At 63.3% G+C, this 20217-nt stretch carries 19 protein-coding genes and 2 pseudogenes; 6 read left to right on the top strand and 15 right to left on the bottom strand.

The genetic code is table 11. The features are described from left to right. Positions 1-21: 21 nt before the first annotated feature. The 3 genes from ACFXS9_RS37320 to ACFXS9_RS37310 are packed head-to-tail and all read left to right on the top strand — an operon-like array spanning position 22 to position 3565. On the top strand, positions 22-1062 hold the full coding sequence (locus ACFXS9_RS37320) for a branched-chain amino acid ABC transporter permease (protein ID WP_392698188.1): 1041 nt from the start codon (positions 22-24) through the stop codon (positions 1060-1062). A 5-nt stretch (positions 1063-1067) separates the two neighbouring features. Next, positions 1068-2837, top strand: a complete 1770-nt coding sequence (locus ACFXS9_RS37315; protein WP_392698187.1) for an ATP-binding cassette domain-containing protein — start codon at positions 1068-1070, stop codon at positions 2835-2837. After that, a complete protein-coding gene (locus ACFXS9_RS37310; RefSeq protein WP_392698185.1) occupies positions 2834-3565 on the top strand; it encodes an ABC transporter ATP-binding protein in 732 nt (243 codons plus the stop codon). Before ACFXS9_RS37315 ends, ACFXS9_RS37310 begins: the two co-directional genes overlap by 4 nt. Before the next feature lie 147 nt (positions 3566-3712). Here ACFXS9_RS37310 and ACFXS9_RS37305 read toward each other — a convergent pair whose 3' ends face one another. The 10 genes and pseudogenes from ACFXS9_RS37305 to ACFXS9_RS37260 form a co-directional block, all read right to left on the bottom strand. Beyond that, positions 3713-4864 carry an ABC transporter substrate-binding protein gene (locus ACFXS9_RS37305; RefSeq protein ID WP_392698184.1) on the bottom strand — a complete coding sequence of 384 codons (1152 nt, stop codon included), beginning with the start codon at positions 4862-4864 and terminating at the stop codon, positions 3713-3715. An 88-nt stretch (positions 4865-4952) separates the two neighbouring features. Further along, positions 4953-5372: an acyl-CoA thioesterase gene (locus ACFXS9_RS37300; protein WP_392698182.1), complete on the bottom strand. Its 420-nt coding sequence runs from the start codon at positions 5370-5372 to the stop codon at positions 4953-4955. A gap of 13 nt (positions 5373-5385) precedes the next feature. Further along, entirely contained in the window at positions 5386-6147 is a 762-nt protein-coding gene (locus tag ACFXS9_RS37295) for an SDR family NAD(P)-dependent oxidoreductase (protein WP_213287023.1), read from the bottom strand. Positions 6148-6182: 35 nt separating this feature from the next. Then, entirely contained in the window at positions 6183-8069 is a 1887-nt protein-coding gene (locus ACFXS9_RS37290; protein ID WP_392698181.1) for a feruloyl-CoA synthase, read from the bottom strand. A gap of 1 nt (position 8070) precedes the next feature. Beyond that, positions 8071-8877, bottom strand: a complete 807-nt coding sequence (locus ACFXS9_RS37285) for a crotonase/enoyl-CoA hydratase family protein (protein ID WP_392698179.1) — start codon at positions 8875-8877, stop codon at positions 8071-8073. Positions 8878-8984: 107 nt separating this feature from the next. Further along, on the bottom strand, positions 8985-10082 hold the full coding sequence (locus ACFXS9_RS37280) for an ISAs1 family transposase (protein WP_392692877.1): 1098 nt from the start codon (positions 10080-10082) through the stop codon (positions 8985-8987). A 264-nt stretch (positions 10083-10346) separates the two neighbouring features. Then, positions 10347-10805: a DUF3237 domain-containing protein gene (locus ACFXS9_RS37275; RefSeq protein ID WP_392698177.1), complete on the bottom strand. Its 459-nt coding sequence runs from the start codon at positions 10803-10805 to the stop codon at positions 10347-10349. Positions 10806-10866: 61 nt separating this feature from the next. Then, positions 10867-12184, bottom strand: a pseudogene (locus ACFXS9_RS37270) (TRAP transporter large permease). A gap of 7 nt (positions 12185-12191) precedes the next feature. Further along, entirely contained in the window at positions 12192-12701 is a 510-nt protein-coding gene (locus ACFXS9_RS37265) for a TRAP transporter small permease (RefSeq protein WP_392698175.1), read from the bottom strand. 77 nt (positions 12702-12778) lie between these two features. After that, complete coding sequence (locus tag ACFXS9_RS37260) at positions 12779-13795, bottom strand: TRAP transporter substrate-binding protein (RefSeq protein WP_392698173.1); 1017 nt, start codon at positions 13793-13795, stop codon at positions 12779-12781. A gap of 278 nt (positions 13796-14073) precedes the next feature. Here ACFXS9_RS37260 and pobA point away from each other — a divergent pair, with 278 nt between their 5' ends. Beyond that, positions 14074-15243: a 4-hydroxybenzoate 3-monooxygenase gene (pobA, locus tag ACFXS9_RS37255; protein ID WP_392698171.1), complete on the top strand. Its 1170-nt coding sequence runs from the start codon at positions 14074-14076 to the stop codon at positions 15241-15243. 225 nt (positions 15244-15468) lie between these two features. Here the strand turns inward: pobA and ACFXS9_RS37250 are convergent, their stop codons facing one another. Beyond that, positions 15469-16449: an IS110 family transposase gene (locus ACFXS9_RS37250; protein ID WP_392695954.1), complete on the bottom strand. Its 981-nt coding sequence runs from the start codon at positions 16447-16449 to the stop codon at positions 15469-15471. 392 nt (positions 16450-16841) lie between these two features. Here ACFXS9_RS37250 and ACFXS9_RS37245 point away from each other — a divergent pair, with 392 nt between their 5' ends. Then, positions 16842-17267 carry a PaaI family thioesterase gene (locus ACFXS9_RS37245; RefSeq protein WP_392700216.1) on the top strand — a complete coding sequence of 142 codons (426 nt, stop codon included), beginning with the start codon at positions 16842-16844 and terminating at the stop codon, positions 17265-17267. A gap of 133 nt (positions 17268-17400) precedes the next feature. On the opposite strand, the gene ACFXS9_RS37240 is transcribed toward ACFXS9_RS37245, so the two are convergent. Beyond that, positions 17401-17529: a hypothetical protein gene (locus ACFXS9_RS37240; protein ID WP_392700367.1), complete on the bottom strand. Its 129-nt coding sequence runs from the start codon at positions 17527-17529 to the stop codon at positions 17401-17403. Then, positions 17523-18275 (bottom strand): annotated as a pseudogene (locus tag ACFXS9_RS37235) (LysR family transcriptional regulator); the annotation flags it as partial. The gene ACFXS9_RS37240 and the pseudogene ACFXS9_RS37235, both read right to left, overlap by 7 nt. 121 nt (positions 18276-18396) lie before the next feature. Between ACFXS9_RS37235 and ACFXS9_RS37230 the strand changes: the two are divergent. Next, the gene (locus ACFXS9_RS37230; RefSeq protein WP_392698169.1) at positions 18397-19026 is read left to right on the top strand and encodes a pyridoxamine 5'-phosphate oxidase family protein; all 630 of its coding nucleotides are present in this window, start codon (positions 18397-18399) and stop codon (positions 19024-19026) included. A 64-nt stretch (positions 19027-19090) separates the two neighbouring features. Here ACFXS9_RS37230 and ACFXS9_RS37225 read toward each other — a convergent pair whose 3' ends face one another. Together ACFXS9_RS37225 and ACFXS9_RS37220 are read right to left on the bottom strand one after the other, a co-directional pair. Next, positions 19091-19822 (bottom strand): glutathione S-transferase family protein, encoded by a 732-nt coding sequence (locus ACFXS9_RS37225; RefSeq protein ID WP_392698168.1) that lies wholly within the window; start codon positions 19820-19822, stop codon positions 19091-19093. Positions 19823-19883: 61 nt separating this feature from the next. Continuing rightward, on the bottom strand, positions 19884-20129 hold the full coding sequence (locus ACFXS9_RS37220) for a hypothetical protein (protein ID WP_392698166.1): 246 nt from the start codon (positions 20127-20129) through the stop codon (positions 19884-19886). Positions 20130-20217: the final 88 nt, after the last annotated feature.

Below are 20217 nucleotides of genomic sequence, written 5' to 3'. Positions count from 1 at the left end.
CTTTTAGGGGGAGCGCCAGTCTTGAATACCACGATCATGCTGTTCCTGCTGCAGGACGGCATCACCAATGGCGCGATCTATGCGCTGCTCGGGCTGGCGCTGGTGCTGGTGTTTGCCGTCACCCGCGTCATCCTGATTCCGCAGGGCGAATTCGTGACCTTCGGCGCGCTGAGCTACGCCATGCTGGCAACCGGTCAGGTGCCGGGCACCGCAAAGCTGGCGATGGCCATGGGCGTGGTCGCCTTCGGCCTCGACCTGTTTGAGGCGCGGCGATCGTTACGGCCCAGGCGGGTCGCGCGCGCCTTTGCCCTCAACATCGCTCTCCCCGCCGTGATCCTGGCCTTGACCTACGGCCTTGCTGGTCCCAAGACCCCGATTGCGGTCAACATCGCGCTGTCACTTTTGATCGTCGCGGCGATCGGGCTGTTCCTCTACCGCATCGCGTTTCAACCGATCGCCCATACCTCGGTGCTGGTGCTGCTGATCGCCTCCGTCGGCTGCCATCTCGCGCTGCAGGGCCTGGGCCTCGTGTTCTTCGGTGCCGAGGGCCTGCGCGGGCCAGCGCTGTCGAATGCCGCACTGACGATCGGCCCGCTGCGCTTCACCGGCCAGAGCCTTGCGGTCTACGGGCTGACGGTCGCCTTCATCGTCGCGCTGTGGCTGTTCTTCGGCTTCACGCTGATGGGCAAGGCGTTGCGCGCTACCGCCGTCAACCGCCTCGGCGCCCGCCTCGTCGGCATCCGCACCACGCTGTCGGGGCAGATCGCTTTCCTGCTGGCATCCATCATCGGCGCGATTTCCGGGATCCTGATCGTGCCGATCACCACGCTCTATTACGACACCGGCTTCCTGATCGGCCTGAAAGGTTTTATTGCCGCGATCATCGGCGGGCTGGTCAGCTATCCGCTGACGGCGGTCGCAGCCTTGTTGGTCGGCAGCGTCGAGGCGTTCTCATCGTTCTACGCCAGCAATTTCAAGGAGGTCATCGTCTTTACGCTGATCCTTCCCGTGCTGGTGCTGCGCTCGCTCGCAGCGCCTGCGGTCGAGGAAGAGAAGGATTGACGGCGATGAACCAGCGCACCCCTCTCATCATCTTCGCACTCGTGATGGCAGCGATCCCGTTCATTCCGGGCGTCCCGCCATTCTGGATCGTGCTGCTCAACAATATCGGCCTCGCCGCACTGGTGGCGATGGGCCTCGTGATCCTGACCGGCGTCGGCGGCCTCACCTCGTTCGGCCAGGCCGCCTTCTGCGGCTTCGGCGCCTACACCACGGCGGTATTGACCACGGCCTATGGTGTCTCGCCATGGCTCACGCTGCCGCTCTCGCTGGTGGTCAGCGGCATCGCCGCGGTCCTGCTCGGCATCGTCACGGTACGGCTGTCCGGCCATTATCTGCCGCTCGGCACCATCGCCTGGGGCATCGGCCTGTTTTACCTGTTCAGCAAGCTGGAATTCCTCGGCCGCAATGACGGCATCTCCGGCATCCCGCCGCTCTCGATCGGCACTTTCCGGATGCTCGATCCCGGCACGATCTATTTCGCGATCTGGATCGCGGTGCTGGTCTCGGCGCTCCTGACCATGAACCTCCTGGACTCCCGCACCGGCCGGGCGATCCGCGCGCTGCGGCGCGGGCATATCGCCGGCGAAGCGTTCGGCGTGCAGACGCCGCGCGCCAAGCTTCTGGTGTTCGTTTATGCGGCGGTTCTCGCCGGCCTCTCCGGCTGGCTCTATGCGCATTTCCAGCGCGCGGCAAACCCAACCCCGTTCGGTGCACATGCCGGCATCGAATATCTGTTCATCGCCGTGGTCGGCGGCGCCGGCTATGTCTGGGGCGCGGTGCTCGGCGCCGGCATCGTCGTGATCCTCAAGGAGATCCTGCAGAGCTATCTGCCCTATATCTTCGGCGGCCAGAGCCAGCTCGAGACCATCGTGTTCGGCATCCTGCTGGTCGTTCTGCTGCAACTGGCGCCGACCGGCGTCTGGCCCTGGCTGATGTCGCGACTGCCGATCCAACCGGGCCGCAGGATGCCCGATGCGTCGCTTCCGCTTGCCACGCCCGTGCGCGCACAGGCTTCGTCCGCCGTGCTCTTGCAGATCGAGAAGGCGCGCAAGCAGTTCGGCGGCGTGATTGCCGTCAACGATGTTTCTTTCGAAGTCCAGGCCCGTGAGATCGTCGCCCTGATCGGTCCCAACGGCGCCGGCAAGAGCACGACCTTCAACTTGATCACGGGCGTGCTGACGACGACCGGCGGCACCATCTCGGTGCTCGGCAACAAGGTCGACAACGCTCCACCGCAGGAGGTTGTCAAACTCGGCGTCGCGCGCACCTTCCAGCATGTCAAGCTGGTCCCTGACATGACCGTGCTGGAGAACGTCGCGATCGGTGCGCATTTGCGCGGGTCTGCGGGCGCGATCTCCAGCATGTTCCGGCTCGACCGGGCCGACGAGGCGAAATTACTGGCGGAAGCCGCCCGCCAGATCGAACGCGTCGGCTTGGGCGACCAGATCGACCAGTTGGCGGGAAGCCTGTCGCTCGGCCAGCAGCGCATTGTCGAAATTGCACGCGCGCTGTGCGTCGATCCCCTGCTGCTGCTGCTCGACGAGCCGGCCGCGGGACTGCGCCATATGGAAAAGCAGCGGCTCGCTGCCCTGCTCCGTCAACTCCGCGACGGCGGCATGTCGGTGCTGCTGGTCGAGCACGACATGGGTTTTGTGATGGATCTCGCCGACCGCGTCGTGGTGCTGGATTTCGGCACCAAGATCGCCGAGGGCACGCCGGATGCGATCAAGACCAATCCCGATGTGATCAAGGCCTATCTCGGAGCTACCGCATGAGTGCGCTGTTATCGGTCTCCGACGCCCACGTTTCCTACGGCAAGGTCGAAGCCGTGCGCTCGGTTTCGCTCGAGGTCGCCGACGATGAGATCGTCACCATCATCGGCGCCAACGGCGCTGGCAAGACCACGCTGCTGAACGCCATCATGGGCGTGCTGCCGCTCAAGGGCGCCACTGCCTTCGCCGGCACCGACATGACCCCGCTCGACATCGAGGATCGCGTCGCGGCGGGCCTCTGTCTCGTGCCGGAGCACCGCGAATTGTTCGGCACGATGAACGTCGAGGACAATCTGCAGCTCGGCGCCTTCCGGATTCCGAAGGCAACCGCGGCAAGATCGTTCGAGCGGGTCTACACGCTGTTTCCGCGGCTCAAGGAGCGGCGCAAGCAATTGGCTGGCACGCTCTCCGGCGGCGAGCAGCAGATGCTGGCGATGGGCCGCGCCCTGATGGGCGCGCCAAAACTGTTGATGCTGGACGAACCGAGCCTCGGGTTGGCGCCGATCATCGTGGCCGATATCTTCCGCACCATCGGCGAGTTGCGCGCCGCCGGGGTCTCGGTGCTCATGGTCGAACAGAATGCGCAAGCGGCGCTTAAAATCGCCGACCGCGCCTACGTCATGGAACTCGGCGAATTCATCCTGTCCGGATCGGCCAAGGATATCGCCAGCAACCAGCGCGTCGCGGCGAGCTATCTCGGCTTCCAGCACGAGGGCGCAAGCGGGATTTAGGCTCGGCTCCCGTAGGGTGGGCAAAGGCGAACTTGCGCCGTGCCCACCATCTCTCCTGTCCGCTGGTCTATGGTGGGCACGCTTCCGCCTTCGCTCGTTGAGCTACGGCGGACAAGTCGCTTTGCCCACCCTGCGAACCTCGCCCCTTCACTTCGCCGGGACGTACTTGCCGTCCTTCACGGTCAGGATGATGCGCGAGCGATCGTCGAGGCCGTAGCGATCCTTTTCGGTGAAGTTGTAGACGCCCTGGCTTGCCGCGATTTCCTTCTCCGAGATCAGCGCCAGACGGATCGCCTCGCGGAATTCCGGCGTGCCCGGCTTGGCCTTCTTCAGCGCCACCGGTATCACGCGCTTGAGCACCTCAAAGGCGTCGTAGGAATGGCCGGCGAACTGGCTGCGGCTATTGGCGCCATACTTGGCTTCGTAGGCGGTGTTGAGCGCAAGACCCGGCTTCTTGGTCAGCGCGCTGTCGGGCTGAGTTTCCGGCGACATCACCGGACCGGAAGCCATGATCACTCCTTCCGCCGCGGGACCCGCGATGCGGATGAAGTCCATGCTGGCGGCGCCGTGGGTCTGGTAGATCAGGCCCTTGTAGCCGCGCTCGCGCAGCGCGCTCTGCGGCAGCGCTGCGGCGGTGCCGGAGGCACCGACCAGAATGGCGTCGGGATTGGCGGCGACCAGTTTTAGCACCTGGCCCGCGACCGACGTATCGGGACGAGCGTAGCGCTCTTCGGTCACCATGGTCAGGCCCATGGGTACGGCCTGGGTCTTGAAGTCGTTGACCCAGAGATCACCGTAAGAATCGGAGTAGCCGATGTAGCCGACGGTCTTGATGCCGTGCGCCTTCATGTGCTCGTACAGCACCTTGCCCATGATCGGGATCGGCTGCGGCATCGCGACCGACCACTTCATGCGCGCCTCGTTGATCGGGAGCGGCGCCAGGCCGAAATGCGGAATCCCCGCTTCGTTCGCAACCGTGGAGACCGCAACCGTCGGAGGTGTTGTCGAGGAGCCCATGATGATGTCGGCCTTCGACTCGGTGACGAAGCGCCGTGCATTGGTGGTCGCCGTGGTCGGATCGCCGCCGTCATCGAGCACGATGATCTTGATCGGCACGCCGCCGATTTCCTTCGGCACGAAATCGAGCGAGTTGCGTTCGGGAATGCCCAGCGCCGCCGCGGGACCGGTCGTGGTGACGGTGATGCCGATCGTGATTTCATTGGTCTGTGCAATGACCGGCGCCCCCGGCAGGGCGAGGGCCGCGATGACAGCCGCCGCGGACAGAAAAGCCTTCTTCATTCATTCCTCCCTTGGATTATTATCTGCAGTCTTAAGCAAAACCGGGCCCTTAATTCAGCCACTTCTTTAGGTCATGCCGGATAGTAAGTCAGCCCCGCATGAAACGCTCGACGATCTCCGGCGGCATCGGCGCCGATTTCAGCTTTGCGGGATCGTCCGGGTGCTTGCCGACCAGCACGCGGGTTTCGAACGCCTCGATCGCCAATGCCTCGCCCTTGAACACGTTGTGGACCACCTCGAAGCTGGAGCGCTTGAAACTCTCGATCCGGCTTTCGATCCGGATCCAGTCGCCATGGGTGGACGGGATATGAAATTTGGCCCTTGTGTCGACCATGGGAATGCCGACGAGGCCATATTTGCGGATGAGGTCCTGTTTCGAAAAGCCGGCGGCTTCGAACATGATCGAGGTGGAATCGTCGAACATCGCGAAATAACGCGGATAGTAAACGATGTTGGCGGGGTCGCAATCGCCCCACTGGATCTGCACATCGCGCCGGTTGACGAACATGGGATGAAATACCCTAGCGCGGCGCCATGCGAAGCGCGGCATCGAGCCGCACCACTTCGCCGTTCAGATAAGGGTTGTCGATCATGTGCAGCGCCAGCGAGGCAAACTCGTCGGCCTGACCGAGGCGGCGCGGGAACGGGATCGAGGCGGCCAGCGAGTCCTGCGCTTCCTGCGGAAGGTTGGCGAGCAGCGGTGTGAGGAACAGGCCGGGCGCGATCGTCAGCACGCGAATGCCGAACTGCGCCAATTCGCGCGCGATCGGCAGCGTCATGGCGACGATGCCGCCCTTGGAAGCCGAATAAGCCGACTGACCGATCTGGCCGTCATAGGCCGCGACCGAGGCAGTCGAGATCACCACGCCGCGCTCGCCGGTCGCAAGCGGCTCGAGCTTCGACATCGGAGCGGTCGCCAACCGCAGCATGTTGAACGAACCGATCAGGTTGACCTTGATCACCTTGTCGAAATCGCCGAGCGCCATCGGCCCGTCCTTGCCGATTACGCGCTTGGCGACGCCGATGCCGGCGCAGTTCACCAGCACACGCGCCGGGCCATGGGCCGCCGCCGCCTTGGCGATCGCGGCTTCCGCCGAGGCAGCATCGGAAACGTCACAGATCACGGCGACGCCGCCGATCTCGGCGGCAACGGTTTCGGCAAGCTGGGCGTTGAGATCGCAGACCGCGACCTTGGCGCCCTGCGCTGCGAGGCGGCGCGCGGTCGCCGCGCCCAATCCCGATGCGCCGCCGGTGACGATGGCCGCCTGGTCCTTCAACTGCATGGTACTCTCCCTGACAAGCTTCTGAGCGAATTCGGTTACAGCGTGATCACCTGCGCTGGTGGCGCGGGCGAATAGATCTCCTCGATCAGCGCACTGCGGTTCTCCAGAACCGCGCGCTGGTTGATCGAACCCTTGTCGGTGACCTCGCCGCGATCGATCGATAGCGGCGTATCGAGCAGCACCGCGCGCGTGATCCTGGTCGATGAACCCGTTGCGCCCGCGACGAGCTTCTCAAAGCGTTCGCGGAAGGCCGCGACGATCAGCGGATCGGACGCCGCCGCAGCGAGGTCGTCCTGCGGAAGCGTCGGGTTGATCAGGCGGCAACCGTCGAGATCGAGCACCACCAGCGCCGATATTTCGTCGCGGTTGATGCCGGCAATGACGACGTCGCGCACCAACGGCGCGCAGGCCGCTACAAAGCGCGCCCGTAACGGGCCGACGCTGACCCAGGTGCCGCTGGCAAGCTTGAAGTCCTCACCGATGCGGCCGTCGAAATCGAAGCCGGCGTCGAAATCATCTGCGACGGCCGGCTTGAGCGCATCGCCCATCTTGTAGAAGCCTTCCTCATCGAAGGACTTCGCTGTCATATCAGGTTGACGCCAATAGCCGGGCATCACGTTCGGCCCCTTGGCGCGAACCTCCAGCTTGCCATTATTGGGCACGAGTTTCGCATCATTGCCCAACACCGGCAGCCCGACATGGCCGGAGCGGCTGGTCACCGGATTGACCGACATGAAGAACGGCGCGGTCTCGGTGGCACCAAGGCCGGTCAGCATCGGCACGCGATAGCCGGTTTCCTGGACCGACAATTCGTCGAGGCTGTTCCAGACGAAGGCCGACAGCGCCGCGCCTGAGAAGAACATCGCGTGGAGACGAGCAAAGAACTTTTTGCGCAAGGCCGCATCGTCGCGCAGATATGGCAATAGCGATTCATAGCCCTTGGGCACGTTGAAGTAGACCGTCGGCGAAATCTCCTGGAGATTGCGCACGGTCTCTTCAATGCCGCCGGGCATCGGCTTGCCTTCGTCGAGATACATCGAGCCGCCATTATAGAGCGTCAGCCCGATATTGTGATTGCCGCCGAAGGTGTGATTCCACGGCAGCCAATCGACGATCACCGGCGGCTCGTCCTTCAGGAACGCCAGCGTCTCGCGCAGCATCACCTGGTTGGCGCAGATCATGCGCTGGGTGTTGATGACAGCCTTCGGGTTGCCCGTCGAGCCCGACGTCAGCAGGAACTTTGCGATCGTATCTGGCCCGATCGCCTGGTGCACCGCGTCGAGCCGCGGATGCAGCGGCGTCGCCATCAGATCCGCAAGCGTCGTGACATCACGGCCGGGCACCGCACCGCGCGAGGCGGCGATCTCGGTCCCGAACGACACATTGGCGGCGAGCGCATCGGCGAACTTCGTCGCGTCGTCGACGAACACGAGGCCGGGAGTCAACAGCTTCATCAGATAGCTGAGCTTGCCGTAGTCGCGCGACACCAGCGAATAGGCCGGCGATACCGGACAGAAGGGAATGCCGGCATAGAGCGCGCCGAACGCGACGAGCGCATGATCGACCGAGTTGCCGGACAGGATGACGACCGGCTTTTCCGCCGAAAGCCCGCGCGCCAGCAGCGCAGACGCGATGTGCCGCGACGACGTCAACAGCTCCGCATAGGTGATCTGCCGCCAGCCCCGTGCCGCGTTGCGCTCCGCCATGAAGACCCGATCGGGCGCCGCTGCGGCCCAATGATGCAGGCGGTCGGTGATGCGCGCCGGATAGTCCCGCAACAGCGCTTTCGGACGCAGATAGATGGTGCCGTCGTCGCGGCGCTCGACATGCACCGCGGGCGTGCCGAACGAGATCGGGCGCAGCGGATGATCGGCGCGCGCGGCTGAATCGGTCGAGGCGGACATGCTGGGCTCGGCGCTCATGTCAGGTCGGCTTCACCTTTGCGGTCTTGTGGTCGAGAAACGCACGAATGCGGCGTTTTGCTTCCTTGTCGCTCTGCGCCACAGTCGCCATCAGGGATTCCATCAACAGGCCGGTTTGCGGATTGGCCTCGGCGATCATCGGCAGCGCCTGCAGCACCGCAAAATTGGTTAGCGGCGCGTTCGCCGCCACCCGTTCCGCCAGTTCCAGCGCCTTCGGCAGCGCGCCGCCGGCCTCCGTGAGATATTGCGAGAAGCCATAGGCCGAGCCTTCGGTCGCCGAATAGACCCGCCCGGTGAGCATCATGTCGATCATCCGCGCCACCCCGATCAGCCGCGGCAGCCGCACCGATCCGCCGCCGCCGACGAAGATGCCGCGCTGGCCTTCGGGCAGCGCGAAATAGGCGGAGGGCTCGGCGACCCGGATATGCGCGGCGCAGGCCAGTTCCAGCCCGCCACCGATCACCGCGCCTTTCAGCGCCGCGATCACGGGGACACGGCTATACTGGATGCGATCGAACACCCGGTGCCACATCTGCGAATGGCGCAGGCCCTCGGTGGCGTCGTGCTCGGTCAGTTCGGACAGGTCCAGGCCGGAGGAGAAATGGTCGCCGACGCCATGGATGACCACCGCGCCGGTGCCGTCGGGCAGATTGGAGAAGCAGTCCTGGATCGCGAGGATGATGCCGTCGTTCAGCGCATTGCGCTTGGCCGGACGGTTGAGGCCCACGGTCAGCACCGCGCCCTTCTGCTCTATCTCGAGCAGGTCGGATTGACCCGCAGCGGCGGTGGAGGCGTTTCCCATGGGCAATTTTAGGTCCTGCGCAGAATAGTTATGTTTTATAACGATTTTGCCGGGTGGGAGTCAATTGGGCGACGACAATAAGTGGTGGCCGTACCCTCCCCTGGAGGGCAGGGCTATCGCATGTGAGCAATGAGTTCGAAGAGGAAGGCATCGTTCCAGCCAGCGCGCTTGAGCTTGAGGCGCAAGGAGGTGGTTGTGTCGGGATGGGCTCTGGCAACATTGAGGGCAAGGCGCCTGAGTACGGCAAGGTTGGCCGGGCCGTTGTCCTTGCGATTGCGGGCCAGATCCTCGTCGAGGATGACATCGAGCGGCCAGTGCAGGCCGTTTTCGATGGTCCAATGGGTGCGAACGATGCGCAGAACCTGCGTGCGGCTGTAGTTTTGGCTCATCAGGAAGTAGCGCTCGACGGTTTTGTCCTTGCCGCGCTTGCTGCTGATCCGCGCGACGGCTTTGAGGCCCGGAAAGTTGTGCTTCCGCTCCATATCCTTGACGGGCACGACAAGCACGCTGCGCTTTTCCTTTCGGCCATGATCTGCCTCGGTGGTGGAAACCGGCTTCTTGCCCTTGCGCACCGCTGCGGCAATCGCCGCCCTGGCGTCGGCCAACAGCGCTGGCTGGTTCTCCTTCACCGCCAGCACGTAATCGCCGCCCCGCGCCACGATCTCCTTGGCCATGCCGCGATGGCAGTGCAGCGCATCGGCCGTCACCACGCAGCCTTTGAGCTGCAGAAGTTCGATCAACTGCAACGCGCCAGCAGCTTCGTTGTTGTTCGGCGCCTGCACGTTGGCCAGCGCCATGCGGGTCTGCGCCGCCCAAGCGGTCACCATGACCGGCGGCATGTGGCTCCTGCCGCGCTCGTAGCCGCGCCGCAGCGCTTTGCCGTCGAGCGCGATCACGCCTTTTGGCCGTTCGATCTTCGCGCCTTCGGCAAAGGCTTTCATGAAGCGCTGGAAGGCTTTCTCGAACGCTTTCGGATCGAGCATGCGGAACACGCGGCTGAACGTGTCGTGGCTCGGCAGACCATGCTCGAGCACCAGCACGCCCTCCCAAAGATAGGCCTTCATTCGCGCAAACAGCGCCATGTCGGTGCAACTCGTTGCCCCGCACAGCGTCGCCATCAAGGCGATGAACAAAATCTCCGTCAGATCGTGCAGCGCATTGTCCGCGCGCGGGTCCGGCAGTTCCTCGAAGCACTCCGCAAATCGATTCATCGGCCGCTCCATCCGAATCAGGAGCTACCTTCAGAATCAATTTCTCACCGCTTCGCAATAACTTACGGAATTGAACATGCGATTCCCCTGCCCTGGAGGGGGAGGGTCGACGAGCATGAAGCGAAGCGAAATGCTCGGCAGGGCGGGGTGACGGTCTTTCCGCATCAAACAGTGCCCGTGTTGAGAGATCACCCCACCCCGTCTCACGTTTCGCTGCGCTCAACATGAGCCGACCCTCCCCCTCCAGGGGAGGGTAAGAAAGACTCACAGCACCTGATGCACGTCGATGACGACGCGGTCGGTGTGGCGGGCGGCGGAGGCGATGAAGAGGTTTTGCATCAGCCAGCGATATTTCTCTGCGCCCGTCTCGAATTTCGGCACGGTGCGGAAATAGATCAGTTTTGGATCGACCGGCTCGCCGCGCTTGAGCTTCTGCAGCAGTTCGACCGGACCGAACCGCAGGCCCTTGTTCTCGACATAGACCACCGCACCGTCGTCGGTCTCGAAGGCGTATTTGGCTTCCAGCTCGATCAATTCGTTCGGGCGGATGATCTGGAAGTCGGCCCCGAAGGGAAGAACCTTGCCGTTGACTTCGCCCTTCACCTCGCCGCCTGTTATCGGAATGATCCGGCGCACGCCGGTGCCGATCTCGCCGGCCGAAATCACCACGCCGATCCGCACGGTGATGGTGAAGACGTATCTGGTCTCGAGCCGCGGGGTCATCGGGCTATTTTTCTAGCATGATCTTTTCGGAAAACCGGCTTCCACTTTTCCGGATCATGCTTTATCCGGCCATGCGTTGCGGCAGCCACAGTGCCAGTAGTGGAAATGCGATCAGGATCACCAGCCGGATCAAGTCCGTCACCACGAAGGGCATCACGCCACGGAAGATCGTGGAGAACGACACGTCCTTGACGACGCTCTTGATGACAAAGACATTCATGCCGATCGGCGGAGAGATGAGGCCAAGCTCGACTGTCATCACGATAATGACGCCGAACCAGATCGGATCAAAACCGAGGTGGACGATCACCGGAAAGATGATCGGCACCGTCAGGATGATCATGGCCATGGCATCCATCAGGCAGCCCAGCACCAGATACATCACCATGATCAGCGCCAGGATGCCGTAGGGACCGAGCCCGAGGCCGGTGAGCAGCTCGGTGACCTTCTGCGGGGTCTGCGTCACCGTCAGGAAATAACCGAAGATCAGCGCGCCAATCAGCACCGTGAACACCGCGGCGGCGGTGCGCGTCGCCTGCAGCAGCGAACCCAGGATCTTTTTCCTTATTCAGCCTTCCCGTCAGTACGCCGATCAGGAACGCACCGGTGGCGCCGACGCCGCCCGCCTCCGTCGGAGTAAAGCGCGGCAGAAATGGCAGGCCGTACAGCCCACCGATCACGAAGATGAACAGCAGCACCGGCGCCCAGATGTTCTTCAGGGCGGCCAAGCGCTCACGCCATTTGGTTTGCGGACCCGCCGGCAGGAAGTCCGGCCGGAACCAGCCGATCAGCGAAATCGTAAGCATGTACATGGCAATGGCGAGCAGGCCGGGGATGATGCCGGCGATGAACAGCTTGCCGATGTCCTGTTCGGTAATGATGCCGTAGACGGCGAGCACCGTCGATGGCGGCAACATGGCGCCTAACGTGCCGCCGGCCGCGATGACGCCGGTGGCAAAGGATTGCGGATAGCCATAGCGCCGCATTTCCGGATAGGCGACGGCCGAGAACGTCGCGGCGGTCGCCACCGACGAGCCGCAGATCGCGGCAAAACCGCCGCAGGCCCCGACGGTAGCAATGCCAAGCCCGCCGCGCAGATGGCCGACAAAGCCGTTGGCGGCGCGGAACAATTCGCGGCTCATGCCGGAATTGCTGACGAACGCTCCCATCAACAGGAACATCGGAATCACGCCGAAGGTGTAGTCGGTCACCGTGCGCATCGAGGTCTGGCCGACCATCTTGAGCGCGGGCGTAAACCCGACCAGATAACCGAAGCCACAGACGCCGACGAGGCCCATCGCCATGCCGACCGGCACGCGCAGCAGCATCAGCACGAAGAGCGCGACAAATCCCAGGACCGCGACGGTATCGGTGTTCATTCCCGTCCTACTCCACGGTCTTGATCTTGGCGTCATGGATGTCTTCCGGATGGAAGACCAGCCGCCAGGTGCGGATCGCAATCAGGAGCACCGCGGCGGCGTCGCCGGCCCAGGCGACCGCGAAGAATGGCCAGGTTGGCATATGCACTTCATACGTCAGGACATTGTCGTTGTAGGTGCCGCGCACCTTGTCGAACAGGGTATAGGTCTGCGCGGTGACGACGAAGAGCAGCACCAGCGTCGCGAACACGTCGATCATGCGCTGGTATTTTGGACCGACATTGGCCCAGATCAGATCGACCGTGATGTGGCCGCCGCGATAGCTGGTGGCGGCGATGCCCCAGAAGATCAGGATGCCGAGCAGCATGCGCCCGATGTCGAACGAATCCGGGATCGCATAATTGAACGTGTTGCGCAGCAGGACGCCGATAAAGATGTTGAGCGCCACGATGCCGACAAAGCCGGCGGCGATCCATTCGATCGTATCGATGAAACGATCCATCCACGCGCGATTCATGTCCGCTCCGAACGGCTGGCAATGGCAGGGAGCAACGGCGGCAGGAGATCTCTGCCGCCGGAAGGATGTTTACGCGTCTACTGCGCGAGTGCGTTGTACTTGGTGAGCGAGGCCTTGAGTTCGGCCAGCGCCGCGTCTGGGTCGCCGCCATTCTTCTTGACGCCCTCGCCCCAGGTCTTGACCAGCGGTTCGGCCGCCTTCTTCCATTGCGCGGTCTGCTCCGGCGTCAGCTTGTAGACCTCGTGACCGGTCATCGCCTTGATCTTTTCGACACCGGCATCCTCGTACTTGCCCCAGGGTTCGCCGACGCGGCCGGCGGCTTCCGTGGTGCAGTTGTTGTCGACCGCCTTCTTTTGCTTGTCGGACATCTGGTTGTACTTGTCCTTGTTCATCACGAAGGCAAAGGTCGTGACGTAGATCGGCGCTTCGATGTGATACTTCGTCACCTTGTCGATGCCGAACAGCACCACCGACCCCCACGGGAAGGTAACGGAGTCGGCGACGCCGCGTTCGATGATGTCGCGGACCTCAGGCGCCGAGGACTGCACGTTGGTGCCGCCGAGCTGGGTGACGAAATTCGCCATGGTGGCGTGGGCGGGCCGGATCTTCATGCCCTTGATGTCCTCGGGCGTGACGATTTTCTTCGTCCGGGAATGGAAGGTCGACGGCGAATGGATGAAGGCCAGGCAGAACTTGACGTCCTTCATCTCCTTCTCGGCATATTTGCGATACCAGGCGTCGAGCGCCATCGAGCCGCCCTTGGCGTCCGACATCAGGAAGGGCAATTCACCGGCGCCGATGAGTGGAAACCGCCCCGGCTGATAGCCCGGGTTGATGTAAGTGACATCGGCGATGCCGTCGCGCGCCATGTCGTAATGATCGAAAGCCTTGCCGAGCTGCTGCGCCGGGAACACCTTGTATTTGATGGTGCCGCCGGATTCCTTCTCGACCGCCGCGCCCCAGTCTTCCAGCGCCTTCTGCAGCGGATGCGAGGCCGGCACCCAGTGCGACAATTTCAGCTCGAAGGTTTTTTCCTGCGCCAGCGCAGGCGTCACGCTGGCGGCCAGCAGCATCGCCAGAAATGCTTTCCTCATCGGCATCCTCTCCCTTGGCACGCGGGCTGTTCGATCGCCCGACCTCGTTAATTAACATGTTATCTAGCTCGCCCGCCTTTTCAAGGCGAACGTTCGGCCGCGGCGTCTCCTCTTCTCCTGGTCGCCATGTGCACCGCCGCGAAGTACACTCATACTGTTTCGCGCCAATGTCCTTTGCCAAAACCGTTATATGATATAACTACCATTGCAAGATAACTACCATTGCAAGCCTGGGGCAACCGCCGGCTTGAAACCTATAATACCGGGAGGAGCGGGTATTGAGGACAAAAGTCGCAATCATAGGTGCAGGTCCGGCAGGATTGTTGCTTGGGCAACTACTTCACCGCTACGGCATCGATAACGTCATTCTCGAGCGCCAGACAGGCGAATATGTGCTCGGCCGCATCCGCGCCGGCCTGCTTGAGGAAGGCACGGCGGGGCTGCTCGACGAGGTCGGCGCCGGCGAGCGCGCCCATCGCGAGGGGCTGGTCCACCACGGTCTCGAACTCGCGTTCAGCGGCGCGCGCCACCGAATCGACTTGCACGGCGCCACCGGCAAGACCGTCATGATCTACGGCCAGACCGAGGTGACGCTCGACCTGATGAACGCGCGCAAGGCGGCTGGCCTGACCACCATCTACCAGGCCGCTGACGTCAAACCGCTCGATTTCGATACCGACCGCCCGCGCGTCAGCTACGTCAAGGACGGCGTCACCCACGAGATCGAATGCGACTTCATCGCCGGCTGCGACGGCTTTCATGGCGTCAGCCGCGCCAGCGTAAAACCGTCCGCGATCCAGACCTTTGAACGGATCTATCCATTCGGCTGGCTCGGCATCCTCTCGGAGACGCCGCCGGTCAGTCCCGAGCTGATCTACTCGAACCATGCGCGCGGGTTCGCGCTCTGCACCATGCGCTCGACCCGGCGCAGCCGCTATTACGTGCAGTGTCCGCTCGACGATCATATCGACCAGTGGCCGGACGACCGCTTCTGGGACGAGCTGAAGCGCCGGATCGACCAGAAGGCGGCCGACGAACTCGTCACCGGCCCCTCGATCGAAAAAAGCATCGCGCCGCTGCGCAGTTTCGTCGCCGAGCCGATGCGGTTCGGCCGGATGTTTTTGGCCGGCGACGCCTCCCACATCGTGCCGCCGACCGGCGCCAAGGGCCTGAACCTCGCCGCCAGCGATGTGCATTACCTCTCGCAGGCGCTGCGCGAATATTACGACGAGAAGTCCTCGGCCGGCATCGACGGCTATTCCGCCACGGCATTGTCGCGCGTCTGGAAGGCGGTGCGCTTCTCCTGGTGGATGACCTCGATGCTGCACAAATTCCCGGACCAGGGCGAATTCGGCGCACGGATTCAGCTCGCCGAGCTGGACTACGTCGTCAACTCGAAGGCGGCGTCCGCGTCGCTGTCGGAGAATTACGTCGGGCTGCCGTTTTAGACGAATCGTAGCAACCATTAAACGGATTGATTGTGTGCGATTGATTGTCCGACCGTGGTTGCAGGATGACGGCGGGCTCGCCGTCGTCAAGGCGTGGCCTGGCAGCGGCTGTGGGTGGTGAGAAATTGGAGCGACGGCCATCCTTGACGACGGCTGCGCGCGCCGTCGGTGGGATGGCAGGTCGGGACGAAGAAACGGTCCTGCGGTCGAACCAAGAAACCTCGATTAGCTTGCTGGCGAGGCGCCAATCGTTGCCGCCGAGGGTGGCTTGGCTTGCCACGGCGTGCCACGGGCGACGACCGTGTTGATGAAGATGAGCAGCTTCCTGGCGCAAGCGATGAGCGCTCGCTTGTGTTCTTTTCCAGCGGCCCTCAGCCGGCTGTACAGGGCGATAAGCTGCGGATTCCAGCGCAAGGATGCCGGCAGCGCAGCCGTATAGAGCGCCCGGCGCAGCCTTTTGCGCCCGCCGTCGATGTGACGAGCGCCGATTTGCTCGCCGCTGTCATCATCATAGGGCGCAAGCCCGGCGAGCGCGGCAGCTTGCTCGCGGCTGAGCTGGCCGATCTCCGGCATGCGCACCAGGATCGCGACCGCGGTCGGCAGCCCGGCACCGCCAACGCTGTGGATCAGATCGAGCCGCTGGGCGAGGTCGCGATGCTCGCGGATCGCGGCCACCAAGGCCTTGCGTTCGACCCTCTCGCGCTTGGTTAAGCGGGCAATCTCTTCCTTCCAGACCTTCTGGATGCGCGGATCGCGGCAGGTCTCGAGCCGGTTTTTGTACAGCGTAATATCCTCTCCGATCTGTTCGATCAGCGTCAGATGTTCGGCAAACGGCTGCAACCGGGGATCGGGGGCGGCGTGGATCTTCTTGACCGCAGCAGTGCAGGCGGCAATCAGCGCGGCATCGATCTTATCGTTCTTGGCGCGCTGCAAGTGGAACTTGGCATAGGCCCGCACTTGGGCCGGTTGAAACACCACCACAACGAACCGCTTGCGCCGCAACTCGATGACGACTGGGAGTTCATAGCCGCCACTCGCCTCGATCCCAATGCGCTTGACCTTGTGGCGCCGCAACCACTCCAACAGCACCTTGTGGCCTTCAGCCGTGTTCTCGACTTGCAGCTGCAAGGAGCTGCCATCGATCGCTACGTCCAGCTTGCGTTTGCCGGTATCGATCCCGGCGCAGATTGTGGTACGCTTGGCCATCTTCGTCGACCCTCCCTTGTGATGCGAACCTAAAGTTCCTTCAACCATCCGGGTCCCGATGAAGTGCCGACTGCGATCTTGCTACGTAAGACAGCCCTCTAGGCTTCGGTGGGCATTGATCCGATCAATCGGCGGCCCAGTCCGGGTGGCCACCCAGGCTGGGCCATTCCTCACGGAACAACACAAGTGTAACATGGCGCGCTAATACAAGGGTGGGCAAAGCCACCGGGTCGCGCGAATGCGCGCCCGATGGCTTTGCCCACCCTACAGTCGCTTCGCCGTCATGCCATTTCAAACACCCCCTCGAAATCACGTTTAAAACTTTGTAGGCGGTGACTTCGTGGAGCGTGTTGCGTTCAATGGCTGAAACATCAGCACACCGCGAGCCGCCAATGACCGCATCCGACATTCCCGAAGGTTTTGAACGCCGCACCCGCAAGAGCCCACTCACCGACCCTTGGGAGCCGCTTTACTCGAAGCACACCGACAAGGCCGTGATCATCGGGCTACGGCTGGCAAAACCGCACACCAACGGCCGAGGGCTCATCCATGGCGGCCTGATCGCGGCGCTCGCCGATGCTGCCATGGGCCATAGCTGCGCCCATGTGATGGGCGGGGTGTCGTCGCTGGTGACGATCGGGCTGGCGGTCGATTTCGTCGGCACCGCCGAGATCGGGCAGTGGCTCGCGGTCGAGAGCGAGGTGGTCAAGACCGGCAAGACGATCTGCTTCGCGCAGAGTCTGATCAAGGCCGACGACGTCGTGATCGCGCGGGCGAACGCGACGTTTCGCGTGGTGCCGAAGAAGGAGCCGGTGTAGCGGCACCTCGTGTCCCGGACGCGGTGCAGCGTGAAACGCTGCTCCGCAGAGCCGGGACCCAGCACGATACGTCGGGATGGCCCCGGCTCTGCGGCGCACCACTTCGCGGTGCGCCGCGTCCGGGGCACGGTACCTAGCCGAAATGCCAGTCGGCGATTTCGGCGACGAGATCGACGAAGGTGCGCACCTTGGCCGAGAGCAGCCGCGAGGTCGGATAGACGATGTGGATCGGCATCGCGGGCTGCTCGAACGGCGCGAGCACGATCGGAGCCGACGCGCTTTGAGGGATTCGGCGGCCTGATAGGCCATCACACTGGTCAGCCCGCCGTCCTGCTCGGCATAGTGAATGGCGGCATCCGAGCTGTTGGTGGCAAGGCGCGGCGTGCTGGCGACGCGGATCTCGCGGCCGTCCTCGACGAAACGCCAGTCGAGCGCTGCGGTCATGGCGCCGAACTGGATCGTGTCATGCGCGGAGATGTCCCGTGGCCGCTCCGGCTCGCCGCGCGCCCGGAGATAGCCGGGCGAAGCCACCACGATCCGCCGCATCTCGCCGACATGGCGCGCCACCAGCGTCGAGTCGGGCAGATGGCCGATTCTAACAGCAAGATCGACGCCGTCCTCGACCAGGTTGATCATGCGGTCGGACAAACGGAGGTCGACGCCGACGTCGGGATAGCGCTTCAGGTAGGCGGTCACGATTGCGCTGACATGCAGCCGGCCGAACCCGACCGGCGCCGAGATGACGAGTTGCCCCTCGGGGCGCGTGCGCTCGCCCGCGATGGCGCCCTCTGCCTCCTCGACGTCAGCCAGGATCCGCCGCGCCCGCTCCAGATAGCGTGAGCCGGCGTCGGTCAGCGTCACCTGCCGCGTGGTCCGCTGCAGCAGCCGCGCGCCGAGACGATCCTCCAGCGCCGCAATCAGCCGCGTCACGCCCGATGGCGATAGCCCGAGCTTGCGCGCCGCTGGGGCAAAACCCCGCAGATTAGCCACCGCGACAAAGGCCTGCATGGCATCGAGTCGATCCATCCGATTATTGCATATCCAGCAATAGTGAAGTGTCAATTCCCAAGATTGTTTAGGTTACGGAAACATCCATTTAAAGCCCGAAGGACGACCCACGGAGGCTCAGATGTCTGACGTTCACACCTATTCCAGCGATGTCGCCTTCACTCCGGCAGTGAAGGCGATCCAGACCCGCAAGGGTTCGCGCGAGGCCTATGCCAGCGTCGAGGCGCGCGGCGGCTGGCGCGTCGAGATCGACGAAAACCTCGCCAGCTTCCTGGCGGAGACCACGAGCTTCTATCTCGCGACCGCTTCCGCCGACGGCCAGCCTTACATCCAGCACCGCGGCGGGCCGAAGGGTTTTGTCAAAATTCTCGACAAGAACACCATCGCGTTCGCCGATTACAGCGGCAACCGGCAGTACATCAGCCAAGGCAATCTATCGGAGAATCCGAAGGCACATATTTTCGTGATGGACTATGCGCATCGCCGGCGCGTGAAGATCTGGGGCGAGGCGCGCGTGGTGGAAGACGATCCGGCGCTGACGAAATCGCTGATGCCGCACGGCTACAAAGCGCGGCCCGAGCAGGTCATCCTGTTCAAGATAGCGGCGTGGGACACCAACTGCCCGCAGCACATCCCGCAGAAGTTCGACGCCGCCGACGTCGCGCAGGCGTTGGCCGTGCGCGACGCCCGCATTGCCGAGCTCGAAGCGGAGCTGGCCGCTTTGCAGGGCCGGCCCGCTCCGGCAGGCTAGAGCGTTTTCAAGCGAAGTGGATACCGGTTCGCGTGAAGAAAACGCGTCAAACAAAAAGCCATAGTCAGGCGGCTTGCTGCTGCACCGGCGCCCAGGCGAATTCCGGATAGTACAGCAGCATCATCCGGTCGACATAGGCCGTGAGATTGGCGAACTGCTCCGTCCGCTGCCGTAGTGCCGACTCGAAGAACGGCGTCAGGATTCCGGCGAGCGCGCCGAACGCGGCGGCGTCCATGCCGCAGGGTGTTTCGCCCATCAGAAACGGCTTGTCGCCGAGCTGGACCGACAGCGCAAACAGCGAGCGGGCGGCAAGATCGATGTCTTCGTCTGGCGCATGGCGGCCGAGGCCGCTGAGCAGGTAGTTCTCGGCGACGCGGAACTGGGCGTCCTCCCGCATCTTCTCGCGTAAGTGCGCCGGCGCGCTGTCGAAGAAATGCGCAGGGCCCTTGGCAAAGTTGTCGCCATCGACCCAGCGCGCGCCGACCAGCGCCCAATAGATATGATGCTCGATCATCCGCTCGAACGCCCAGGCCTGCGCCCGCGCCTGCAGGCTGAGCGGCGCATCGAAGTCGAAACCATATTTGGCTTCCAGATGCGCGCGAATGAAGGTGGAATCGGCGATCGTCTCAGCCTCGTCGACGATGTAGGGCAACTGCCCCTTGGGCGAAGCCGGCGGCTTGGCCTTCTCCTTGCGATAGGCAAGACCGGCCATCTTGAGCTGGACCTCGGTCTTGGTCACAAAGGGACTGATCTCCGGCAGGCCGAAGCCGGCACCGAAGCCGTAGAGGGTAATCATGCTGGTCTCCCGATCTCAAAAACGCGCCCGAGGCTAGCGCCCCCCTGCTGCCACCATGGTGTCAGCAGCAGCAGTGCCGGCCGCCTTCCTCCTGCCGCGGCGAACGGGGCTTGCGCGCCCACGACGCAAGCTGCTCTTGCGCCAGGGCGCACATGGCGACGAGCGAACGCCATGCCAGCTCAACCATCGCCCAGCGCAGGTCGGTGGTGACGCAGTGGATGGAAACGAGCTGTTCCAATGCAAATCGATGGGCATTCACGAGGGGTCCGCGGCTTCGCCGAAGGCCGAATTCGCTGAAAATCGTCATGGACAAGTTCCCTTTAATTGAGGTGTTGTCCCGATATACAAAACCCCTGCTGCCAACATGCTGTCAGCATCGCGGGCCATCGATCAGG

This window comes from Bradyrhizobium sp. RDI18 (assembly GCF_043203335.1).
Taxonomy (GTDB): domain Bacteria; phylum Pseudomonadota; class Alphaproteobacteria; order Rhizobiales; family Xanthobacteraceae; genus Bradyrhizobium; species Bradyrhizobium retamae.
This window is presented reverse-complemented; position numbering and strand designations above follow the sequence as displayed.

Bases quoted from the DNA above. Each gene is read 5' to 3' on its own strand.
- ACFXS9_RS37275 (WP_392698177.1), bottom strand. From the start codon at position 10,805: ATGACCCCGCGGCTCGAGACCAGATACGTCTTCACCATCACCGTGCGG.
- ACFXS9_RS37265 (WP_392698175.1), bottom strand. From the start codon at position 12,701: ATGAATCGCGCGTGGATGGATCGTTTCATCGATACGATCGAATGGATC.
- ACFXS9_RS37220 (WP_392698166.1), bottom strand. From the start codon at position 20,129: ATGACGATTTTCAGCGAATTCGGCCTTCGGCGAAGCCGCGGACCCCTC.
- ACFXS9_RS37225 (WP_392698168.1), bottom strand. From the start codon at position 19,822: ATGATTACCCTCTACGGCTTCGGTGCCGGCTTCGGCCTGCCGGAGATC.
- ACFXS9_RS37295 (WP_213287023.1), bottom strand. From the start codon at position 6,147: ATGCAGTTGAAGGACCAGGCGGCCATCGTCACCGGCGGCGCATCGGGA.
- ACFXS9_RS37280 (WP_392692877.1), bottom strand. From the start codon at position 10,082: ATGAATCGATTTGCGGAGTGCTTCGAGGAACTGCCGGACCCGCGCGCG.
- ACFXS9_RS37250 (WP_392695954.1), bottom strand. From the start codon at position 16,449: ATGGCCAAGCGTACCACAATCTGCGCCGGGATCGATACCGGCAAACGC.
- ACFXS9_RS37305 (WP_392698184.1), bottom strand. From the start codon at position 4,864: ATGAAGAAGGCTTTTCTGTCCGCGGCGGCTGTCATCGCGGCCCTCGCC.
- ACFXS9_RS37260 (WP_392698173.1), bottom strand. From the start codon at position 13,795: ATGAGGAAAGCATTTCTGGCGATGCTGCTGGCCGCCAGCGTGACGCCT.
- ACFXS9_RS37315 (WP_392698187.1), top strand. From the start codon at position 1,068: ATGAACCAGCGCACCCCTCTCATCATCTTCGCACTCGTGATGGCAGCG.
- ACFXS9_RS37300 (WP_392698182.1), bottom strand. From the start codon at position 5,372: ATGTTCGTCAACCGGCGCGATGTGCAGATCCAGTGGGGCGATTGCGAC.
- ACFXS9_RS37230 (WP_392698169.1), top strand. From the start codon at position 18,397: ATGTCTGACGTTCACACCTATTCCAGCGATGTCGCCTTCACTCCGGCA.
- ACFXS9_RS37290 (WP_392698181.1), bottom strand. From the start codon at position 8,069: ATGAGCGCCGAGCCCAGCATGTCCGCCTCGACCGATTCAGCCGCGCGC.
- ACFXS9_RS37310 (WP_392698185.1), top strand. From the start codon at position 2,834: ATGAGTGCGCTGTTATCGGTCTCCGACGCCCACGTTTCCTACGGCAAG.
- ACFXS9_RS37245 (WP_392700216.1), top strand. From the start codon at position 16,842: ATGACCGCATCCGACATTCCCGAAGGTTTTGAACGCCGCACCCGCAAG.